The organism is Thermaerobacter litoralis, assembly GCF_054654595.1.
This window is the reverse complement of the sequence record NZ_BAAIES010000006.1, coordinates 120,098-135,457: the sequence shown is the minus strand read 5'-3', so window position 1 is coordinate 135,457 and position 15,360 is coordinate 120,098. Positions and strand designations below refer to the sequence as shown.

Sequence of the window (15,360 nt, the reverse complement as noted above, 5' to 3'; positions counted from 1 at the left end):
TTGGCATCGCACGTTGGCATCTCGCCTTTGCATCTTTCGTAGGCATCGTTCGGGACAGGGGTCTTGGGGAGACGATCGCCACGACATGGGGTGGATCTGGCAGGCCGGCCGGCGCCTGGCGGGGGTGGCCGAGAAGCTCCTCCTGCTGGTGGATGCCCTGGTGCCCAAGAAGCGCCAGGTGCTGTTTTCTGCCAGCAACGGCTGGACCTATTCGGACAACGCCCGGTATTTGTATGAATACATGGCCGCCCACACCCGGGAGCGGCTGATCTGGTGGTTCCACGACCCCCATTGGGTGGGCTGGGCGCGGCAGCGGGGGATGGAAGCGGTCTTCGCCCGCAGCCTGGCCGGGCTCTGGACCGCTCTGCGTAGCGGCGTGTGGGTGATGGATCACGGGCCCCTGCTGCCCGTCTGGGATGCCCGGCGCCGGATCACCGTCCAGCTCTGGCACGGCGTGGGGCCCAAGCGGGAACCGGCCCGGACGGCGCCGCGCCGGGTGGTGGAGAAGCAGCGCCAGTTCTTCGCCCGTTACGACCTGTTCACCACCCCGTCGCGGGAGGTGGCGCCCGAGTGGGGGACCTCCATCCCCCTCAAGCCCGGGGCCCTGGTCCTGGACGGCTACCCGCGCCACGACGTGCTGCTGCGGGACGACCGGGAGGCCGCCCGCCGGCGCATCGCCGGCGCCCTCGGCCGGCCGCCGGAGGCGCTGCCGGCGCAGATCCTGCTCTACGCCCCCACCTGGCGGGAGCAGGGCGTCGAGGCGGAGCCCGACTGGACCCGGCTGGAGGGCCTTCTGGAGGAGGCCGACGCCCTGGTCCTGCTGCGGACCCACCCGCTGTACTCCCGCTGGCGCCCCCACCGGGTGGGGGAGCGGCTCGTCCCCTTCGGGCGGGATGTGGCGCCGGACATCTACGAGCACCTGGCGGGGGTCGACGTCCTCCTCACCGACTACTCCAGCCTGGCCGTCGACGTCCTGGTGCTGCGCCGGCCCATCGTGTTCTACGTGCCCGACCTGGAGGCGTACGACGCCGCCCGGGGCGTCCACTGGCGCTTCCCCGACGAGTTCCCCGGCGACGTGGCCACGGACATGGACGAACTGGCCGCCGTCCTCGGCCACGTGCTCCGCACGGGCCGCCTGACGGAGGCCGGGGCGCGGCGCCAGGAGAACCTGTTTCCCCGTTACTTCGCCCAGCCGCCCGGGCAGGCGTGCGCCCGGCTGACGGCGCGGATCGAGGAGCTGATGAACCGGCGATGGCCCCCCAGGACCTCGGCTTGAACGGACAGGACGAACGCGGCCGCGCCCGCGGCCGGTCCTCCGCGTTGCACGCGGTCATCCTGGCCGCCGGCGTGGGGAGCCGGCTCGGCGATCTCACCCGGCACCGGCCCAAGGCCTTGCTCCCCCTGGACGGGGAGGCCGGAAGGGGGGAGGCAGGGGCCGGGAACGGGCCGGGGGACCCCGGGAACCCGGTGGGGGAGGCGGACGGCGGGGGCGGCACCACCTTCCTCGACCACAGCCTCCAGTGCCTGGCGGGCACCCCGGTGACCCGCGTCTACGTGGTCGGCGGCCATGCCTTCGAGGCCCTGGAGCGGCACGTGGCGGCCCGCTGGCGGCCCTGGCTGGAGTCGGGCCGGCTCGTCCTGCGCCGCTTCCCCGGCTACCGCACGGTGAACAACGCGGGCACCGTCTACTTCGCCCGGGAGGCCTTCACGGAGCCCTGCCTCTTGCTCAACTCCGACATCGTCTACCATCCGGCGGTGCTGGCCCGGGCGGTGGAACAGGTGGCGGCCGATCCCGGCCAGTCCTTCCTGGTGGTCGACGGCTCGGTCGACCTGGCGGAGGAGGAGATGAAGGTCGCCCTGGACGGGGCCGGGTTCGTCCGGGCGGTGAGCAAGCAGCTGGCGCCGGCCGAGGCGGCGGGCGAGTACATCGGCATCCTGTACCTGACGCCGGCCGACGCCGCCCGGGTGCTGGACCTGACGGCCCGGGTCCTGGCCGCCGGCACGACCCACCTGTACTACGAAGACGCCATCCACCGGTGCCTGGGCGACCTGCGGCTGCGGGCGCTGTTCATCGACGGCCTGCCCTGGACCGAGGTGGACACGCCCGACGACTACCGGCGGGCCCGGGCGATCTATGCGGCCCTCGGCGGCGGGGCGGGGACCGGCGAAGGCGGGGGACCGGGCGGTGCGGCCGGCACGGCGCATTGAGGTTAGCCGGGTCCTCAAGGTGGTCGAGTCGACCGCCGAGGGCGCCCGCCGGCTGGCCGAGGCCCTGGAGCTCTTGGAGGTGGGCCGGCCCGCCGTCCTCTCCGGACCGGGACGAACCCGCCAGCTGGCGGCCGACCTGATGGCCGGCGCCGGGGACCTGGGCCTGGGGGAACGGGGGAGGGTGGCCGGCCGGGAACAAAAGACCGCGGGCGCCGGCGGAAGCCGGCCGGTTCCGGGCGAGCCCGGCGGCCCCGGGGAACCGGGGCAAGGGAAGGGGAACGTCCCCCCGGGGCCCTGGATCGTCCACGCCCCGACCCTGGCCGAGAGCGACCGGCTGGCGGAGCTGGCGGCCGCGGCCGGAGCCGACGGGATCATCGCCGTGGGCGGCGGCAGCGTGCTCGATACGGGCAAGCACGTGGCGGCCCGGCTCGACCTGCCCCTGGTGGTCGTGCCGACCCAGATCTCCCACGACGGCATCGTCTCCCCGGTGGCGGTGCTGCGCGGGCCGGACCAGCGCAAGCACAGCCTGGCGGCCTCCATGCCGGCCGCGGTCATCGCCCCCCTGCACTGGATCGCCGAGGCGCCCCGGTCCATGATCCTGGCGGGGATCGGGGATCTGCTCTCCAACCTGTCGGCGGTGGAGGACTGGCGGCTCGCCGCGGACCATGGCCGCGACCGGTTCGACGACTTCTCCGCCTTCCTGGCCCGCCACGCCGCCCGGTCGGTGCTGCGGGTCCTGGCGGCCGGGGGGGCCGATGACCCGGCCTTCCTGGAGGACCCGGCCTTCGTCGTCGAACTGCTGGAGGGCCTGATGCTCAGCGGCCTGGCCATGGCCATCGCCGGGACGAGCCGGCCCTGCAGCGGCAGCGAGCACCTTCTCAGCCACGCCATCGACTATCTCTACGGCGGGGTGGCGGCCCACGGCCTGCAGGTCGCCGCCGCCACGGTGCCCATGCTACGCCTGCAGGGCCAGGACGAGCTGGCCCGCGAGGTGGAGGGGGTCTTCCGGAAGCTGGGGATCCCCTGCCACCTGGCGGCCCTGGGCCTTGGGCCCGACGCCATCGCCGCGGCGGCCCGGCAGGCGCCGGCCATGCGCCCGGGCCGCTTCACCATCCTCGACGTGGTGGAACCGGCGGCGGTGGCGCGGGCGCTGGCGGGTTGACGGGAGGACGGCGTCTTTGTCGCGACAACGGCTGGCTCGCTCGGTGGGCCTGTTCGTCCTGCTCACCACCATCGGGCGCATCCTGGGGTTCGGGCGGGAGATGGCGCTGGCCGCGGTCTTTGGTGCCAGCGACGTCAGCGACGCCTACACCATCAGCTTCTCCATCCCGGGGGTGCTGTTCGTCGCCTTCGGCACCGCCATCACCACGGTGATGGTGCCGATGCTGGCGGCCCACCGGGGCCGGGGCGACCTGGACCGCTTCCGGCGCCTGGCGTGGACCCTGTTCCACACCCTGCTGCTGCTCCTGCTGGTCCTGCTGGCGGTGGCCATGGCCGGCGCGGGGGGCCTGGTGCGCCTGTTCGCCCCGGGCTTCGCGGGCGAGCAGTTCGAGCTGGCCCGGCGGCTCACCCTGATCATGCTGCCCGGGATCGTCTTCATGGGCATGGAGGGGTGGATGGAGGGGGTCCTGAACGCCAGCAAGCGGTTCACGGCGCCGGCGGCCGCCTCCATCCCGATGAACCTGGTGCTGATCGCCGGCACCTGGTTCCTCGGCAGCCGCTACGGCGTCGAGGCCGTGGCCTGGGCGACCCTGGCGGGCTTCGCCTCCCAGGTGCTGCTGCAGTGGGGCGCCCTGCGGCGCGCGGGGGTGGGCTACCTGCCGGTGCTGGAGCTGGGGGACCCCGAGCTGGCGGTGGCGGCGCGGCGGACGGTGCCGGTTCTTCTGGCGACGGTGACCCGCCAGGCGAGCCAGGTGGTGAACCGGGCCCTGGCGTCGGGCCTGCCCGCCGGCAGCGCCGCGGCCCTGTCCTTCGCCTACCGGGTTTACCAGCTGCCCCTGGGCCTGTTGGCGATCCCCCTGGTGACGGTGCTGTATCCCGAGATGGCGGAGCAGGGGTCCCAGCAGCGGATGAAGGCCCTCTCGGCCACCCTGAACCGGGCCCTGCGGCTGCTGACCTTCATCATGGCGCCGCTGACGGTGGGCACCCTGCTGCTGCGGGAAGAGGTCACCGCCCTGATCTACCAGCGGGGCGCCTTCGATGCCCACGACACGGTGATGACCGCCACCGCCCTGCTCTTTTACGCCCTGGGCATGGTGCCCTTCGCCTGGCGGGAGCTTCTGGCGCGGGCGATGTACAGCCTGGGCGACACCCGCACGCCGGCCACCAACGGCATGATGTCCATGGGGCTCAGCATCGTGCTGGCGCTGGTGCTGGTGCGGTTCCTGGACCACGGGGGCATTGCCCTGGCCACGTCCCTGTCGACCTGGTGGGCGGCTCTCGTGCTGATCCTGCGGCTGCGCCGCCGCTACCGGGAGCTGCGGTTCCGGTCCCTGGCCGTGGGGGTGGTGCAGGCGGCGCTGGCCACGGCGGCCATGGCTGCGGTGGTGGAGGTGCTCCACGGCCCGGTGATGGGCGGGGTGGGCCGGCTCCTGGCCGGCTCTGGCTTCGGCTCCGGGTTCTGGCCCCGGCTGGTGGGCACCGGCCTGCTGGCTGCCGCCGGCGCCGCGGCGTACGCCCTGATGCTGGTTCTTCTCCAGGTGGAAGAGCGCCATTACCTGGCCGACCTGGTCCGCCGCCGGGGGCCTCGCCGGGCCCGCGGCGGACCGGTGGAAGGGACGCAGTGACGCGGGTACGGGCCCGGGCGGCGGCCGGGGCCGGTTGCGGCGGCGGGACGGCGGGACGGTGGGTTTAGGGGCGGGCGGTGGGCCCGGGGCGGCCGCCGCCGATGCCGAAGGAGGGACTGCAACTTGGACGAACCGGCGCGCACCATGGCCGGCCCGGCGGGGGCCCGGGAGGACCGCCGCCGCATGGTCAAAGCCCAGGACGCCTGGTGGACGGTGCTGGCCATCGACCCCCTGGCGGTGCCGATGACCCTCTGGATCGCCCACCACACCCGGCTGACGCCGCGAACATGGTCACCGCCATCGCCAACGTCATCGGCTTCGGGGCGGGCCTGGCCTTCCTCGGCGGCTGGCTGTGGCTGGGGGCCGTCCTCTACCAGCTGGCCTTCCTGTTCGACTGCATCGACGGCAAGCTGGCCCGCTACAAGCGGATGAGCTCGCCCGTCGGCGCCTTCCTGGACTGGATGCTGGACCGGTCGATGGACGTCTACGCCGCGATCACCCTGGCCGCCGGCGCCTGGCGGCGAAGCGGCGATCCCCAGGTGCTGATCGCCGGCCTCGTCTGGCTCGGGCTGTTCTGCATCCGCTACCTGATGGTGCAGCGGCGCCACGTGCTGCTGGGCTTCGGGCGTGAGCCCGCGACCTCGGTGCGGCGCACCGTGGGCCGGCGCGGCCTGGCCCGCCGCTGGATCGAGTTCTGCCGGCGCCACCGGCTCTATCCGGTGCCCAGCAACATCGAGATCTTCCTCGTGACCTTCACGGTGTTCCCGCTGGCCGGGCGGCCCCTATGGGGCTTCTGGCTGGGTGCGGCGGCCTTCGCGTTCCTGTCCGTGACCGGGCTCCGGACGGTTTTGCGGGAGCTGGCGCGGGGCGGGGGGCTGCGCGAAGGGCCGGAAGACTAGATCCTGCAGCGGCTGGACGACATCAAGCGGGATCAGGACCGGATCCACGGCCAAATCGATGACGTGCGCCGGCGGAGTGTTCCCCTTTACCCCGCCCGGCCCCCCAGGTACGCCGCCCGGATCTGCTCGCTCTGGCGCAGGGCCTCGGCCGGCCCTTCCAGGACGATCCGGCCCGTCTCCAGCACGTAGGCGCGGTGGGCGATGGACAGGGCCATATGGGCGTTCTGCTCCACCAGGAGGATCGTGGTCCCCTGGCCGTTGATCTCCTTGATGACGTCGAAGATCGTCCGCACCAGCAGCGGGGCCAGGCCCAGCGACGGTTCGTCCAGAAGGAGCAGCCGCGGCCGGGCCATCAGGGCACGGCCGATGGCCAGCATCTGCTGCTCGCCGCCGGAGAGGGTGCCGGCCACCTGGTGGAGCCGCTCCTTGAGGCGCGGGAACAGGGTGAAGACCCGTTCCCGGTCGCGGGCCAGCTCGGCCCGGTCCCGGCGCAGGAAGGCGCCCAGCTCCAGGTTCTCCTGGACGGTGAGGTTGGCGAAGATCCGCCGGCCCTCGGGGACGTGGGAGACGCCCAGCCGCACGATGTCTTCGGGCAGGCGCCGCAGCAGGGACCGCCCCTCGAAGGCGATGGTGCCGCGCCGGGGCGGGGTCAGCCCCGAGATGGCCCGCAGCAGGGTCGTCTTGCCCGCGCCGTTGGCGCCGATCAGGGTGACGATCTCGCCTTCGGCGACGGACAGCGAGACCCCCTTCAGGGCGTGGATGGGCCCATAGTAGACGTGCAGGTCGCGGACCTCCAGCATCAGGACGCCTCCTCCCCGAGGTAGGCTTCGATCACCCGCGGGTTGCTGCGGATCTCCGCCGGGGTGCCGGTGGCGATCAGCACGCCGTGGTCGAGGACGTAGATCCGCTCGCAGATCCCCATGACCACCGACATGTCGTGCTCGATGAGCAGCACCGTGAGGCCGAAGTCCTGCCGGACCCGGGCGATCAGCTCCATCAGCTCCCGCGACTCCTGGGGGTTCATCCCCGCGGCCGGTTCGTCCAGGAGGAGCAGGCGGGGCTTCAGGGCCAGGGCCCGGGCGATCTCCAGCCGGCGCTGGAGGCCGTATGGCAGGTTGCGGGCCAGGTCGTCCTTGTGGGCCAGCAGGCCCAGGCGGTCCAGCAGGGCCAGGCTCTCCTCCGCCATCCGCCCCTCCTCGGCGAAGAAGCGGGGCAGCCGCAGGATCGAATCGAGCACCGTGTGGCGGGTGTTCACCTGGTACGCCACCCGCACGTTGTCGAACACGGTGAGGTGGGGGAAGAGGCGGATGTTCTGAAACGTCCGGGCGATCCCCAGCCGGGCCAGGGCGTGGGGCTTGAGGTCGTTGATCCGGCGCCCGTCGAAGGTGATGGTCCCCTCGGTGGGCCGGTAGACGCCCGTCAGCAGGTTGAACACGGTGGTCTTGCCGGCGCCGTTGGGGCCGATCAGGCCGACCAGCTCGCCGGCGTCCAGGTGGAGATCGACCCCGTCCAGGGCCTTGAGGCCGCCAAAGCGGATCCCCACCTTCTCCATCTGCAGCAAGGGCATCAGCGGGCACCTCCCTGGCCGGTGGCGGCATCGCCGGCAGCCTCTTCGGAGCGGAAGCCGGGGAAGAACCCGGTCAGGGTCCGGGTGCCCAGCAGGCCCTGGGGCCGGAACAGCATGACCAGGATCAGCACCAGGCTGTAGAGGATCATCCGTACCTCCGGATAGGCCTGCAGGCCCGTCGACACCAGGGTGAGGAAGGTGGCAGCCAGGATGGCGCCGGGCAGGCTGCCGATCCCGCCCAGGACGACGAAGACCAGGATCTCGAAGGACTTGAGGAAGCCGAAGTTCTGGGGCTGGATCACGTAGAAGTTGTGGGCGTGGAGCCCGCCCGCCAGCCCCGCGAAGAAGGCGCTCAGGGCAAAGGCCATGACCTTGTAGGTCGTGGTCGGGACGCCCATGGCCGCGGCGGCCACCTCGTCTTCCCGCAGGGCCAGGGTCGCCCGGCCGTGGGCCGAGTGGGTGAAGTGGACGGTGACCAGGATCGCCGCCACCACGCACAGGTACAGGGCGGTCCAGCTGGTCAGGTGGTCGACCCGCATCCCCGCGGCGCCGCCCACGTACTCCACGTTGAGCAGGATGATCCGGACGATCTCCCCGAAGCCCAGGGTGACGATGGCCAAATAGTCCCCCCGCAGCCGCAGGGAGGGGATGCCCACCACCAGGCCGACCACCAGCGCGGCCAGCGCCCCCGCCAGCAGGGCGACGGCGAAGGGCATGTCCAGCTTCTGGGTGAGCACCGCCGAGGTGTAGGCGCCCACGGCCAGGAAGCCGGCGTGGCCGATGGAGAACTGCCCGGCCAGCCCCAGCACGATGTGCAGGCTGACGGCGGCCAGCACGTTGATGCCGATGTTCATCAGCACATTCTCGTAGAAGCGATCCAGCAGGCGGGTCGCCAGGGAAAACTGCACCACGGCGTAGACCAGGATCAGCCCTGCGCCCACCGCCGCGGCCCGCCGGGGTTGGGGTTTCACCATGCTGCCACTCCTCGCGATCCGGCTTCTCCGTCCTTGCTCGGACGCCTCAGACCTTCTCCGCGGTGCGCCGCCCGAACAGCCCCTCCGGCCGGAAGAGCAGGATGAGGATCAGGATCAGGAAGGCGGTGGCGTCCCGGAAGAGGGACAGGCCGGCGGCGCTGACCAGGGTCTCCACCATGCCGATGACCAGGCCCCCCACCATGGCGCCGGGGATCGAGCCGATCCCGCCCACCACCGCCGCGACGAAGGCCTTGAGGCCCGGCAGGACGCCCATCAGGGGGTCGATGCGGGTGTAGTAGAGCCCGTAGACGACCCCGGCGGCCCCGCCCAGGGCCGAGCCGATGGCGAAGGTGACGGAGATGGTGCGGTTGACCGAGATGCCCATCAGCCGGGCCGCCTCCAGGTCGAAGCTGACGGCCCGCATCGCCTTGCCGATCCGGGTCTTCTGGACGACGAACTGCAGGATCGCCATCAGCGCGACGCACACGGCCAGGATGACCAGGGCGTCGACGTTGATGCTGGCCCCCAGGATCTCCAGGCGCCGGTTGGCGAAGGGGCTCGGGTAGGCCTCCGATTGGGCCCCGCGCAGGTAGATCGTCGTGTACTGGAGGAACAGGGACACGCCGATGGCGGTGGTCAGGGCGGCCAGGCGGGGGAAGTTGCGCAGGCGCCGGTAGGCGACCCGCTCGATGGTGACGCCCAGCAGGGCCGACACCGCCATGGCCAGCAGCAGGGCGGGGATGAACCCCAGCCCCCATGCGGTCAGGGCGTAATAGCCGGTGAAGGCCCCGATCATGAAGACCTCGCCGTGGGCGAAGTTGATCAGCTTGATGATGCCGTAGACCATGGTGTAGCCCAGGGCGATCAGGGCGTAGATGGTGCCGACGGAAAGGCCGATCAAAAGCTGCTGGAGCCAGATGTCCATACAGGCGGCATCCCCTTATACCGGTGGAACAGGTGGCGGCATACCGGTGGAACAGGCGGCGGCTGGCGCCGGTCCGGCCTGTCTGGACCCCGGGCGCCGCCGTGGTGCACCGGCCGGCGGCAGGAGGGGGCGGGCCCCCTCCTGCTCGAGCCGGATGGTTTCGTCGTGGCCGGTCGTGACCGGGTCCGGCGACCGGTCGTAGCCGGGTCCGGCAGCCGGCCCGGGATCGGGTTACGGGTTGACCTTCGTCCGGAAGGTCTGCTGGCCGTCCTTGTACTCGATGACCACGGCCGCCTTCACCGGGTTGTGCTCTTCATTGATGGAGATGGTGCCGGTGACCAGCTGCACGTCCTTGGCCTGCTCCAGGGCGTCCTTGATCGCCACCGGGTCGGCCGAACCGGCCCGCTTGATGGCGTCGGCCAGCAGCATCACCGCGTCGTAGCCCAGGGCGGCGAAGCCGTCGGGCACCTTGTCGTACTCGGCCTGGAAGGCCTTGATGAAGTCCTGGATGCGGGGATCGGGGTCGCCCGCCGAGTAGTGGTTCGTGAAGAAGGTATTGTTCAGGTTCTCGGCGCCGGCCAGTTCGACCATGGTGGGCGAATCCCAGCCGTCGCCGCCCATGATCGGGATGTCGAGGCCGGCGTCCTCCCGCGCCTGCTTGACGATCAGGCCGGTTTCCTCATAGTAGCCGGGGACGAACAGGAAGTCGGGGTCCGCCGCCTTGATCCGGGTCAGCTGGGCCTTGAAGTCGGTGTCGTCCTGGACGTAGGACTCCTCCGCCACGATCTGGCCGCCGCCGGCGATGAAGGCCTGCTTGAAGGCCTCCGCCAGGCCCTTGGCGTAGTCGCTGGAAGAGTCGCTGAAGATGGCCGCCCGCTTGACGCCCAGTTCCTCCAGGGCGAACTTGGCCGCCACCTGGCCCTGGAACGGGTCGATGAAGCACACGCGGAAGACGAACTCGTGGGTTTCCCCGGTGTCGGGGTCGACGGTCACGATGGGGCTGGTGGCCGTGGGCGCGATGACGGGGACCTGGTTCTCGTTGGCCAGGTCGACCATGGCCAGGGTGTTGCCGGAGGTGGCGGCGCCGATGATGGCGACGACCTGGTCCTGGGTCATCAGCTTGAGGGCCGCGTTGGTCGACTCGGCGGCGTCGGACTTGTTGTCCGCCTTGACGAACTCGATCTTCCGGCCGTCCAGCAGGCCGCCCTGCTCGTTGATCTGGGCGGCCGCCAGCTCGGCGCCCTGGACGAAGGACTGGCCGTAGGAGGCTACGCTGCCCGACAGCTCGGCGTTGATGCCCACCTTGATGACCCCGCCGTCACCGCCCCCGGCGCCGGAGCCGGCGCCCGAGCCGGTTCCGGCGGGCCCGCACGCGGACAGCACCAAGCCGAGAATCAGAAGAAGGGAAGCAAAAACTGATTTTGAGCGATACACACCCATACCTCCTCTTGCGATCCTGGCTGAATGCGCCAGGTAGCTCCTATTTTAGCGCCTAGTTTGGGGATGTCCAGCAGTCCGCTGGCCGTGTGTAGAAAAATTCGTACGGGTATGGAAGATAGGCGCCGGATACCATATCATGTCGCCTTCCATTCTGGGCGTCGTTGGGAGGAAGAGGGCGCCGTGAGGGCGCTGGACCTGTTTGCCGCGATGCGCCGGGACCGGTGGCTCCCGAAGGCCGCGGCCCATGGACCCCGGAGGCGGGTGGGGGAATCCGCCCGCAGGAAGAATGGGCGGATCGAAATGGGGTGACCAGACTTTTCGGAAGGAGGGATCCCGGCCGTTTCCGAAGCCTCTGGGCGGGGCAAAACCCATGCTGGGGGCGGCCCCGTCCGGCCGGGCCTGCAGCCGGGCCCTCCGGTGGGGTCTTCCGGCTGAGCCTGCCGGTTGGGGCCCCTTGACGAGCCCGCTGGGGAGCCTTCGGGCGAGCCCCCTGGCAAGCCCCTGGGGAGGTGCCACCATGTCCGCCGTCCGCACCGTCCGTGCCCCCCGCGGCACGGCGCTGTCCTGCCGGGGCTGGCAGCAAGAGGCCGCCCTGCGCATGCTGATGAACAACCTCGACCCCGAGGTGGCGGAGAACCCCGACCAGCTGATCGTCTACGGTGGAACGGGCAAGGCCGCCCGCAACTGGGAGGCCTTCGAGCGCATCGTCGAAACCCTCAAGACCCTCCGGGACGACGAGACGCTGCTGGTCCAGTCCGGAAAGCCCGTGGCCGTCTTCGAGACCCACGAGAGGGCGCCCCGGGTGCTGATCGCGAATTCGCTGCTGGTGCCCAAGTGGGCGACCTGGGAGCACTTCTGGGAGCTGGAGGGCAAGGGCCTGATCATGTTCGGGCAGATGACCGCCGGCTCGTGGATCTACATCGGCTCCCAGGGCATCACCCAGGGCACGTACGAGACCCTGGCCGCCGTGGCCCGGCAGCACTTCGGCGGGTCGCTGGAGGGCCGGGTCGTCCTGACGGGCGGCCTGGGCGGGATGGGCGGCGCCCAGCCCCTGGCCATCACGATGAACGGCGGCGTGGGCCTGATCATCGAGGTCGACGAGCGGCGCATCCGCCGGCGGGTCGACATGGGCTACTGCGACCGCTGGACGGCGGACCTGGACGAGGCTCTGCGCTGGGTCGAAGAGGCCCGGCGCAAGAAGGAGCCCCTGTCCGTCGCCCTTTTGGGCAACTGCGCCGAGGTGGAACCGGAGCTGGTGCGGCGCGGGTGGATCCCCGACGTGGTGACGGACCAGACCTCGGCCCACGACCCGCTGGGCGGCTACGTGCCCGCGGGGCTCGGCGTGGCCGAGGCGGAGCGGCTGCGTTCGTCCGATCCGGAAGAGTACGTGCGGCGGTCCATGGCCAGCATGGCGGTCCACTGCGAGGCCATGGTGGCGTTCCAAAAGGCGGGGGCCGTGGTCTTCGACTACGGCAACAACCTGCGCGGCCAGGCCAAGGCCGCCGGGTACGAGGAGGCCTTCAGCTATCCGGGGTTCGTCCCGGCCTACATCCGGCCGCTGTTCGAGGAGGGCAAGGGGCCCTTCCGCTGGGTGGCCCTTTCGGGCGATCCCGAGGACATCTACAAGACGGACCGGGTGATCTTGGAGGAATTCGGCAAGGACAACGAGGGCCTGGCACGGTGGCTGCGGCTGGCGGGGGAAAAGATCCCCTTCCAGGGCCTGCCGGCGCGGATCTGCTGGCTGGGCTACGGCGAGCGGGACCGGGCGGGGCTGCTCTTCAACCACATGGTGAAGAAGGGGGAGCTCAAGGCGCCCATCGTCATCGGCCGCGACCACCTGGACGCGGGGTCGGTGGCCTCGCCCTACCGGGAGACCGAAGGGATGAAGGACGGTTCCGACGCCATCGCCGACTGGCCGATCCTCAACGCGCTCTTGAACACGGCGGCGGGGGCCTCGTGGGTATCGGTCCACCACGGCGGCGGGGTGGGGATCGGGTATTCGATCCATGCCGGCCAGGTCGTGGTGGCCGATGGCAGCGACAATGCCGAGTGGCGGCTGGCCCATGTGCTGCGGACGGACCCGGGCATGGGCGTCGTCCGGCACGCCGACGCCGGCTACGAGCGGGCGCAGCAGGTGGCCCGGGAGCGGGGCATCAAGATGCCTTCCTTGGGGATCGGGATGGGCGAGGCCTGAGGGGCGCGGGGGGGCGCGGTGGGGCCTAACGGCAGCAAAAGGAGCGCGGCGGGGCGTGACGAGGGTGAAGCAACGGGCCGGACGTGACGACAGCGAAGGAGCGTGGATGATGCAGCCAGTCCGCGAGCCCGTCGATCTGCTGGTGGGCCCGGCGGCCCAGGTGGCGACGCCGGTGGGGCGGGGGCGCCACGGGCCCCCGGCAGGGGCCGGCCAGGGGCGGCTCGAGGTGATCCCCGGCGGCGCCGTCGCCGTGCGGGACGGGCGCATCGTGGCCGTCGGGCCCTATGACGAACTGGCCCGGCGCTATGACCCGGCGCAGGTGCTGGACGCCACGGGCTGCACCGTGGTGCCGGGCTTCGTCGACCCCCACACCCACCTCTGCTTCGCCGGCTGGCGGGCGGAGGAGTTCGAGCGGCGCCTGGCGGGCGCGACCTACCAGGAGATCCTGGCGGCGGGGGGCGGGATCCTCGACACGGTGCGCCGGACCCGGGAGGCGTCGGAGGTCGAACTGGCCGCCGCCGTGCGCCGGCGGCTTATCGAGGTGCTGCGCCTGGGCACCACCACGGTCGAGGTCAAGAGCGGCTACGGTCTGACCACGGCCGCCGAGCTGAAGATGCTCCGGGCCATCCGCCGGGCGGCCGACCCGGCCGACGACCTGGACGGCACCTGGCCGCTGGGGCCTGGGGCGGGGGAGCCTGCCCCCCGCCCCAGGCTGCGGACGAACCGGCCCGGGGCTGCTGCCCCCGGCGCTCCTGGTGCCGCCGGCAAGGCGGCCCCCGGGGGGCCCGGAGACGCCATCCCCGCCGGGGGGCTGGTTCTTCCCGAGGTGGTGGCGACCTTTCTCGGCGCCCACGCGGTGCCTCCCGAGTACCGGGGCCGGCCGGACGAGTACGTCGACCTCATGGTGGAGGAGATGCTGCCCGCGGTGGCGCGGGAGGGCCTGGCGGAGTACGCCGATGTCTTCTGCGAGCGGGGCGTGTTCGACCTTGAGCAGACCCGCCGTATCGTGGAGGCCGCCCAGGGCCTGGGCTTTCGCATCCGCCTCCACGTGGACGAACTGGCCCCCCTGGGCGGCGCCGGGCTGGCGGCCCAGGTGGGCGCGGTGTCGGCCGACCACCTGCTCCACGTCCGGGACGAGGACATCCCCCGCCTGCGGGAGGCGGGCACCATCGCCACCCTGCTGCCGGGTACGGCCTTCTTTCTGCGGGAACGGTACGCCCCCGCCCGGAAGCTCATCGAGGCGGGCGTTCCCGTGGCCCTGGCCACGGATTACAACCCCGGCAGCCACCCGGCCGGCAGCATGCCCCTGGTGATGGCCATCGCCTGCGTGGGCATGGGGATGACCCCGGCCGAGGCCCTGGTGGCGGTGACCCTGGGCGGCGCCTGGGCGGTGGAACGGGCAGACCGGGTGGGCAGCCTGGAGCCGGGCAAGCAGGCCGACCTGGTGGTGATCGAGGCCCCCTCGTACCAGCACCTCGCCTACCGGCTGGGCACCGTGCCGGTGGTGGCGGTGGTGAAGAGGGGCCGGGTTGTCGCGGCCTGATGGGCCGGGTATCGTGGACGGTGTCGTGAACAGGGCCGCGGTGCGGGCGGCCGGAATTTAAGGAAGGCGTGTCCATGGTACCTCCGCCGCGGAAGTTCAACGGCAACCAGCCGGGTGCCGGCCCGGCCGCGAACCGGACGGGCGACCCGGGTACGAACGCCGGTGGCCACCCGGGCGGCCGCCCGGGCAGCAGCGCGGGCGGCAAGGATCCCCGCGTCGACGCCCTGCTCCAGCGGGAGACCCGCTGGCGGGATGAATTCGGCCGGCTGCGTTCCATCCTCCTGGACCTGCCCCTGGAGGAGACCGTCAAGTGGGGCCAGCCCTGCTATACCCACGGCAGCAAGAACGTGGTGCTGATCCACGGCTTCAAGGACTACTGCGCCCTGCTCTTCTTCAAGGGCGCCCTGCTGGACGACCCCCACGGGCTGCTGGTTCGTCAGACGGAGGCGGTGCGGGCGGCCCGGCAGATGCGGTTCGCCAGCCTGGCGGAGATCGAGGCGCAGGAGCCGGTCATCCGCGAGTACGTTGGCCGGGCCATCGCCGTGGAGGAGGCGGGGCTGCGGGTCGACTTCAGCGAGGGGCGGGACTTGCCGGTTCCTGGGGAGCTGGAGGAGAAGCTGGCCGCCATGCCGGAATTGAAGGCGGCCTGGGAGGCCCTGACCCCGGGGCGCCGGCGGGCTTACATATTGTATTTCACCCGGGCCAAGCAGCCCGCCACGCGGTTGAACCGGATCGAGCGGTCGATCCCGCGGATCCTGGAGGGCAAGGGGCTCAATGACTAAAGCGGCCGGTGTCCTCATCGGCCTGGGTGCCGGCCTGCTGCT

General features: G+C 71.6%; 13 protein-coding genes. 8 read left to right on the top strand and 5 right to left on the bottom strand.

The features are described from left to right. The first annotated feature begins 85 nt into the window (after positions 1-85). The 5 genes from ACYQ02_RS04870 (at position 86) to ACYQ02_RS04850 (ending at position 5,893) form a co-directional block, all read left to right on the top strand. Entirely contained in the window at positions 86-1,276 is a 1,191-nt protein-coding gene (locus ACYQ02_RS04870) for a CDP-glycerol glycerophosphotransferase family protein (RefSeq protein ID WP_460039318.1), read from the top strand. Beyond that, on the top strand, positions 1,252-2,208 hold the full coding sequence (locus ACYQ02_RS04865) for a phosphocholine cytidylyltransferase family protein (protein ID WP_460039317.1): 957 nt from the start codon (positions 1,252-1,254) through the stop codon (positions 2,206-2,208). Before ACYQ02_RS04870 ends, ACYQ02_RS04865 begins: the two co-directional genes overlap by 25 nt. Beyond that, entirely contained in the window at positions 2,186-3,370 is a 1,185-nt protein-coding gene (locus tag ACYQ02_RS04860; RefSeq protein ID WP_460039316.1) for an iron-containing alcohol dehydrogenase, read from the top strand. The genes ACYQ02_RS04865 and ACYQ02_RS04860 overlap by 23 nt, the downstream gene beginning before the upstream one ends. Positions 3,371-3,386: 16 nt before the next feature. Next, entirely contained in the window at positions 3,387-4,994 is a 1,608-nt protein-coding gene (murJ, locus tag ACYQ02_RS04855) for a murein biosynthesis integral membrane protein MurJ (protein ID WP_460039315.1), read from the top strand. 287 nt (positions 4,995-5,281) lie between these two features. Then, the gene (locus tag ACYQ02_RS04850) at positions 5,282-5,893 is read left to right on the top strand and encodes a CDP-alcohol phosphatidyltransferase family protein (protein WP_460039314.1); all 612 of its coding nucleotides are present in this window, start codon (positions 5,282-5,284) and stop codon (positions 5,891-5,893) included. 86 nt (positions 5,894-5,979) lie between these two features. Here the strand turns inward: ACYQ02_RS04850 and ACYQ02_RS04845 are convergent, their stop codons facing one another. From ACYQ02_RS04845 to ACYQ02_RS04825, 5 genes are all read right to left on the bottom strand, one after another. Beyond that, positions 5,980-6,693, bottom strand: coding sequence for an ABC transporter ATP-binding protein (locus ACYQ02_RS04845; RefSeq protein WP_460039313.1), 714 nt, complete (start codon positions 6,691-6,693; stop codon positions 5,980-5,982). Next, a complete protein-coding gene (locus tag ACYQ02_RS04840) occupies positions 6,693-7,460 on the bottom strand; it encodes an ABC transporter ATP-binding protein (protein ID WP_460039312.1) in 768 nt (255 codons plus the stop codon). The genes ACYQ02_RS04845 and ACYQ02_RS04840 overlap by 1 nt, the downstream gene beginning before the upstream one ends. Next, positions 7,460-8,434 carry a branched-chain amino acid ABC transporter permease gene (locus ACYQ02_RS04835; protein ID WP_460039311.1) on the bottom strand — a complete coding sequence of 325 codons (975 nt, stop codon included), beginning with the start codon at positions 8,432-8,434 and terminating at the stop codon, positions 7,460-7,462. Before ACYQ02_RS04835 ends, ACYQ02_RS04840 begins: the two co-directional genes overlap by 1 nt. Positions 8,435-8,480: 46 nt before the next feature. Continuing rightward, positions 8,481-9,359, bottom strand: coding sequence for a branched-chain amino acid ABC transporter permease (locus tag ACYQ02_RS04830; protein WP_460039310.1), 879 nt, complete (start codon positions 9,357-9,359; stop codon positions 8,481-8,483). A gap of 231 nt (positions 9,360-9,590) precedes the next feature. Then, a complete protein-coding gene (locus tag ACYQ02_RS04825) occupies positions 9,591-10,793 on the bottom strand; it encodes an ABC transporter substrate-binding protein (RefSeq protein WP_460039309.1) in 1,203 nt (400 codons plus the stop codon). 523 nt (positions 10,794-11,316) lie between these two features. Here ACYQ02_RS04825 and hutU point away from each other — a divergent pair. The 3 genes from hutU (at position 11,317) to ACYQ02_RS04810 (ending at position 15,318) form a co-directional block, all read left to right on the top strand. Beyond that, a complete protein-coding gene (gene hutU, locus ACYQ02_RS04820; protein WP_460039308.1) occupies positions 11,317-12,993 on the top strand; it encodes a urocanate hydratase in 1,677 nt (558 codons plus the stop codon). 109 nt (positions 12,994-13,102) lie between these two features. Next, a complete protein-coding gene (locus ACYQ02_RS04815; protein WP_460039307.1) occupies positions 13,103-14,536 on the top strand; it encodes an imidazolonepropionase in 1,434 nt (477 codons plus the stop codon). A gap of 74 nt (positions 14,537-14,610) precedes the next feature. Further along, complete coding sequence (locus ACYQ02_RS04810; protein WP_460039404.1) at positions 14,611-15,318, top strand: YdeI/OmpD-associated family protein; 708 nt, start codon at positions 14,611-14,613, stop codon at positions 15,316-15,318. The last annotated feature ends 42 nt before the right edge of the window (positions 15,319-15,360 follow it).

What these genes read in the sequence shown, in the direction of transcription:
- ACYQ02_RS04870 (WP_460039318.1), top strand. Translation starts at nt 86, where the DNA reads ATGGGGTGGATCTGGCAGGCCGGCCGGCGCCTGGCGGGGGTGGCCGAG.
- ACYQ02_RS04865 (WP_460039317.1), top strand. Translation starts at nt 1,252, where the DNA reads ATGGCCCCCCAGGACCTCGGCTTGAACGGACAGGACGAACGCGGCCGC.
- ACYQ02_RS04850 (WP_460039314.1), top strand. Translation starts at nt 5,282, where the DNA reads ATGGTCACCGCCATCGCCAACGTCATCGGCTTCGGGGCGGGCCTGGCC.
- ACYQ02_RS04845 (WP_460039313.1), bottom strand. Translation starts at nt 6,693, where the DNA reads ATGCTGGAGGTCCGCGACCTGCACGTCTACTATGGGCCCATCCACGCC.
- ACYQ02_RS04840 (WP_460039312.1), bottom strand. Translation starts at nt 7,460, where the DNA reads ATGCCCTTGCTGCAGATGGAGAAGGTGGGGATCCGCTTTGGCGGCCTC.
- ACYQ02_RS04835 (WP_460039311.1), bottom strand. Translation starts at nt 8,434, where the DNA reads ATGGTGAAACCCCAACCCCGGCGGGCCGCGGCGGTGGGCGCAGGGCTG.
- ACYQ02_RS04830 (WP_460039310.1), bottom strand. Translation starts at nt 9,359, where the DNA reads ATGGACATCTGGCTCCAGCAGCTTTTGATCGGCCTTTCCGTCGGCACC.
- hutU (WP_460039308.1), top strand. Translation starts at nt 11,317, where the DNA reads ATGTCCGCCGTCCGCACCGTCCGTGCCCCCCGCGGCACGGCGCTGTCC.
- ACYQ02_RS04815 (WP_460039307.1), top strand. Translation starts at nt 13,103, where the DNA reads ATGCAGCCAGTCCGCGAGCCCGTCGATCTGCTGGTGGGCCCGGCGGCC.
- ACYQ02_RS04810 (WP_460039404.1), top strand. Translation starts at nt 14,611, where the DNA reads ATGGTACCTCCGCCGCGGAAGTTCAACGGCAACCAGCCGGGTGCCGGC.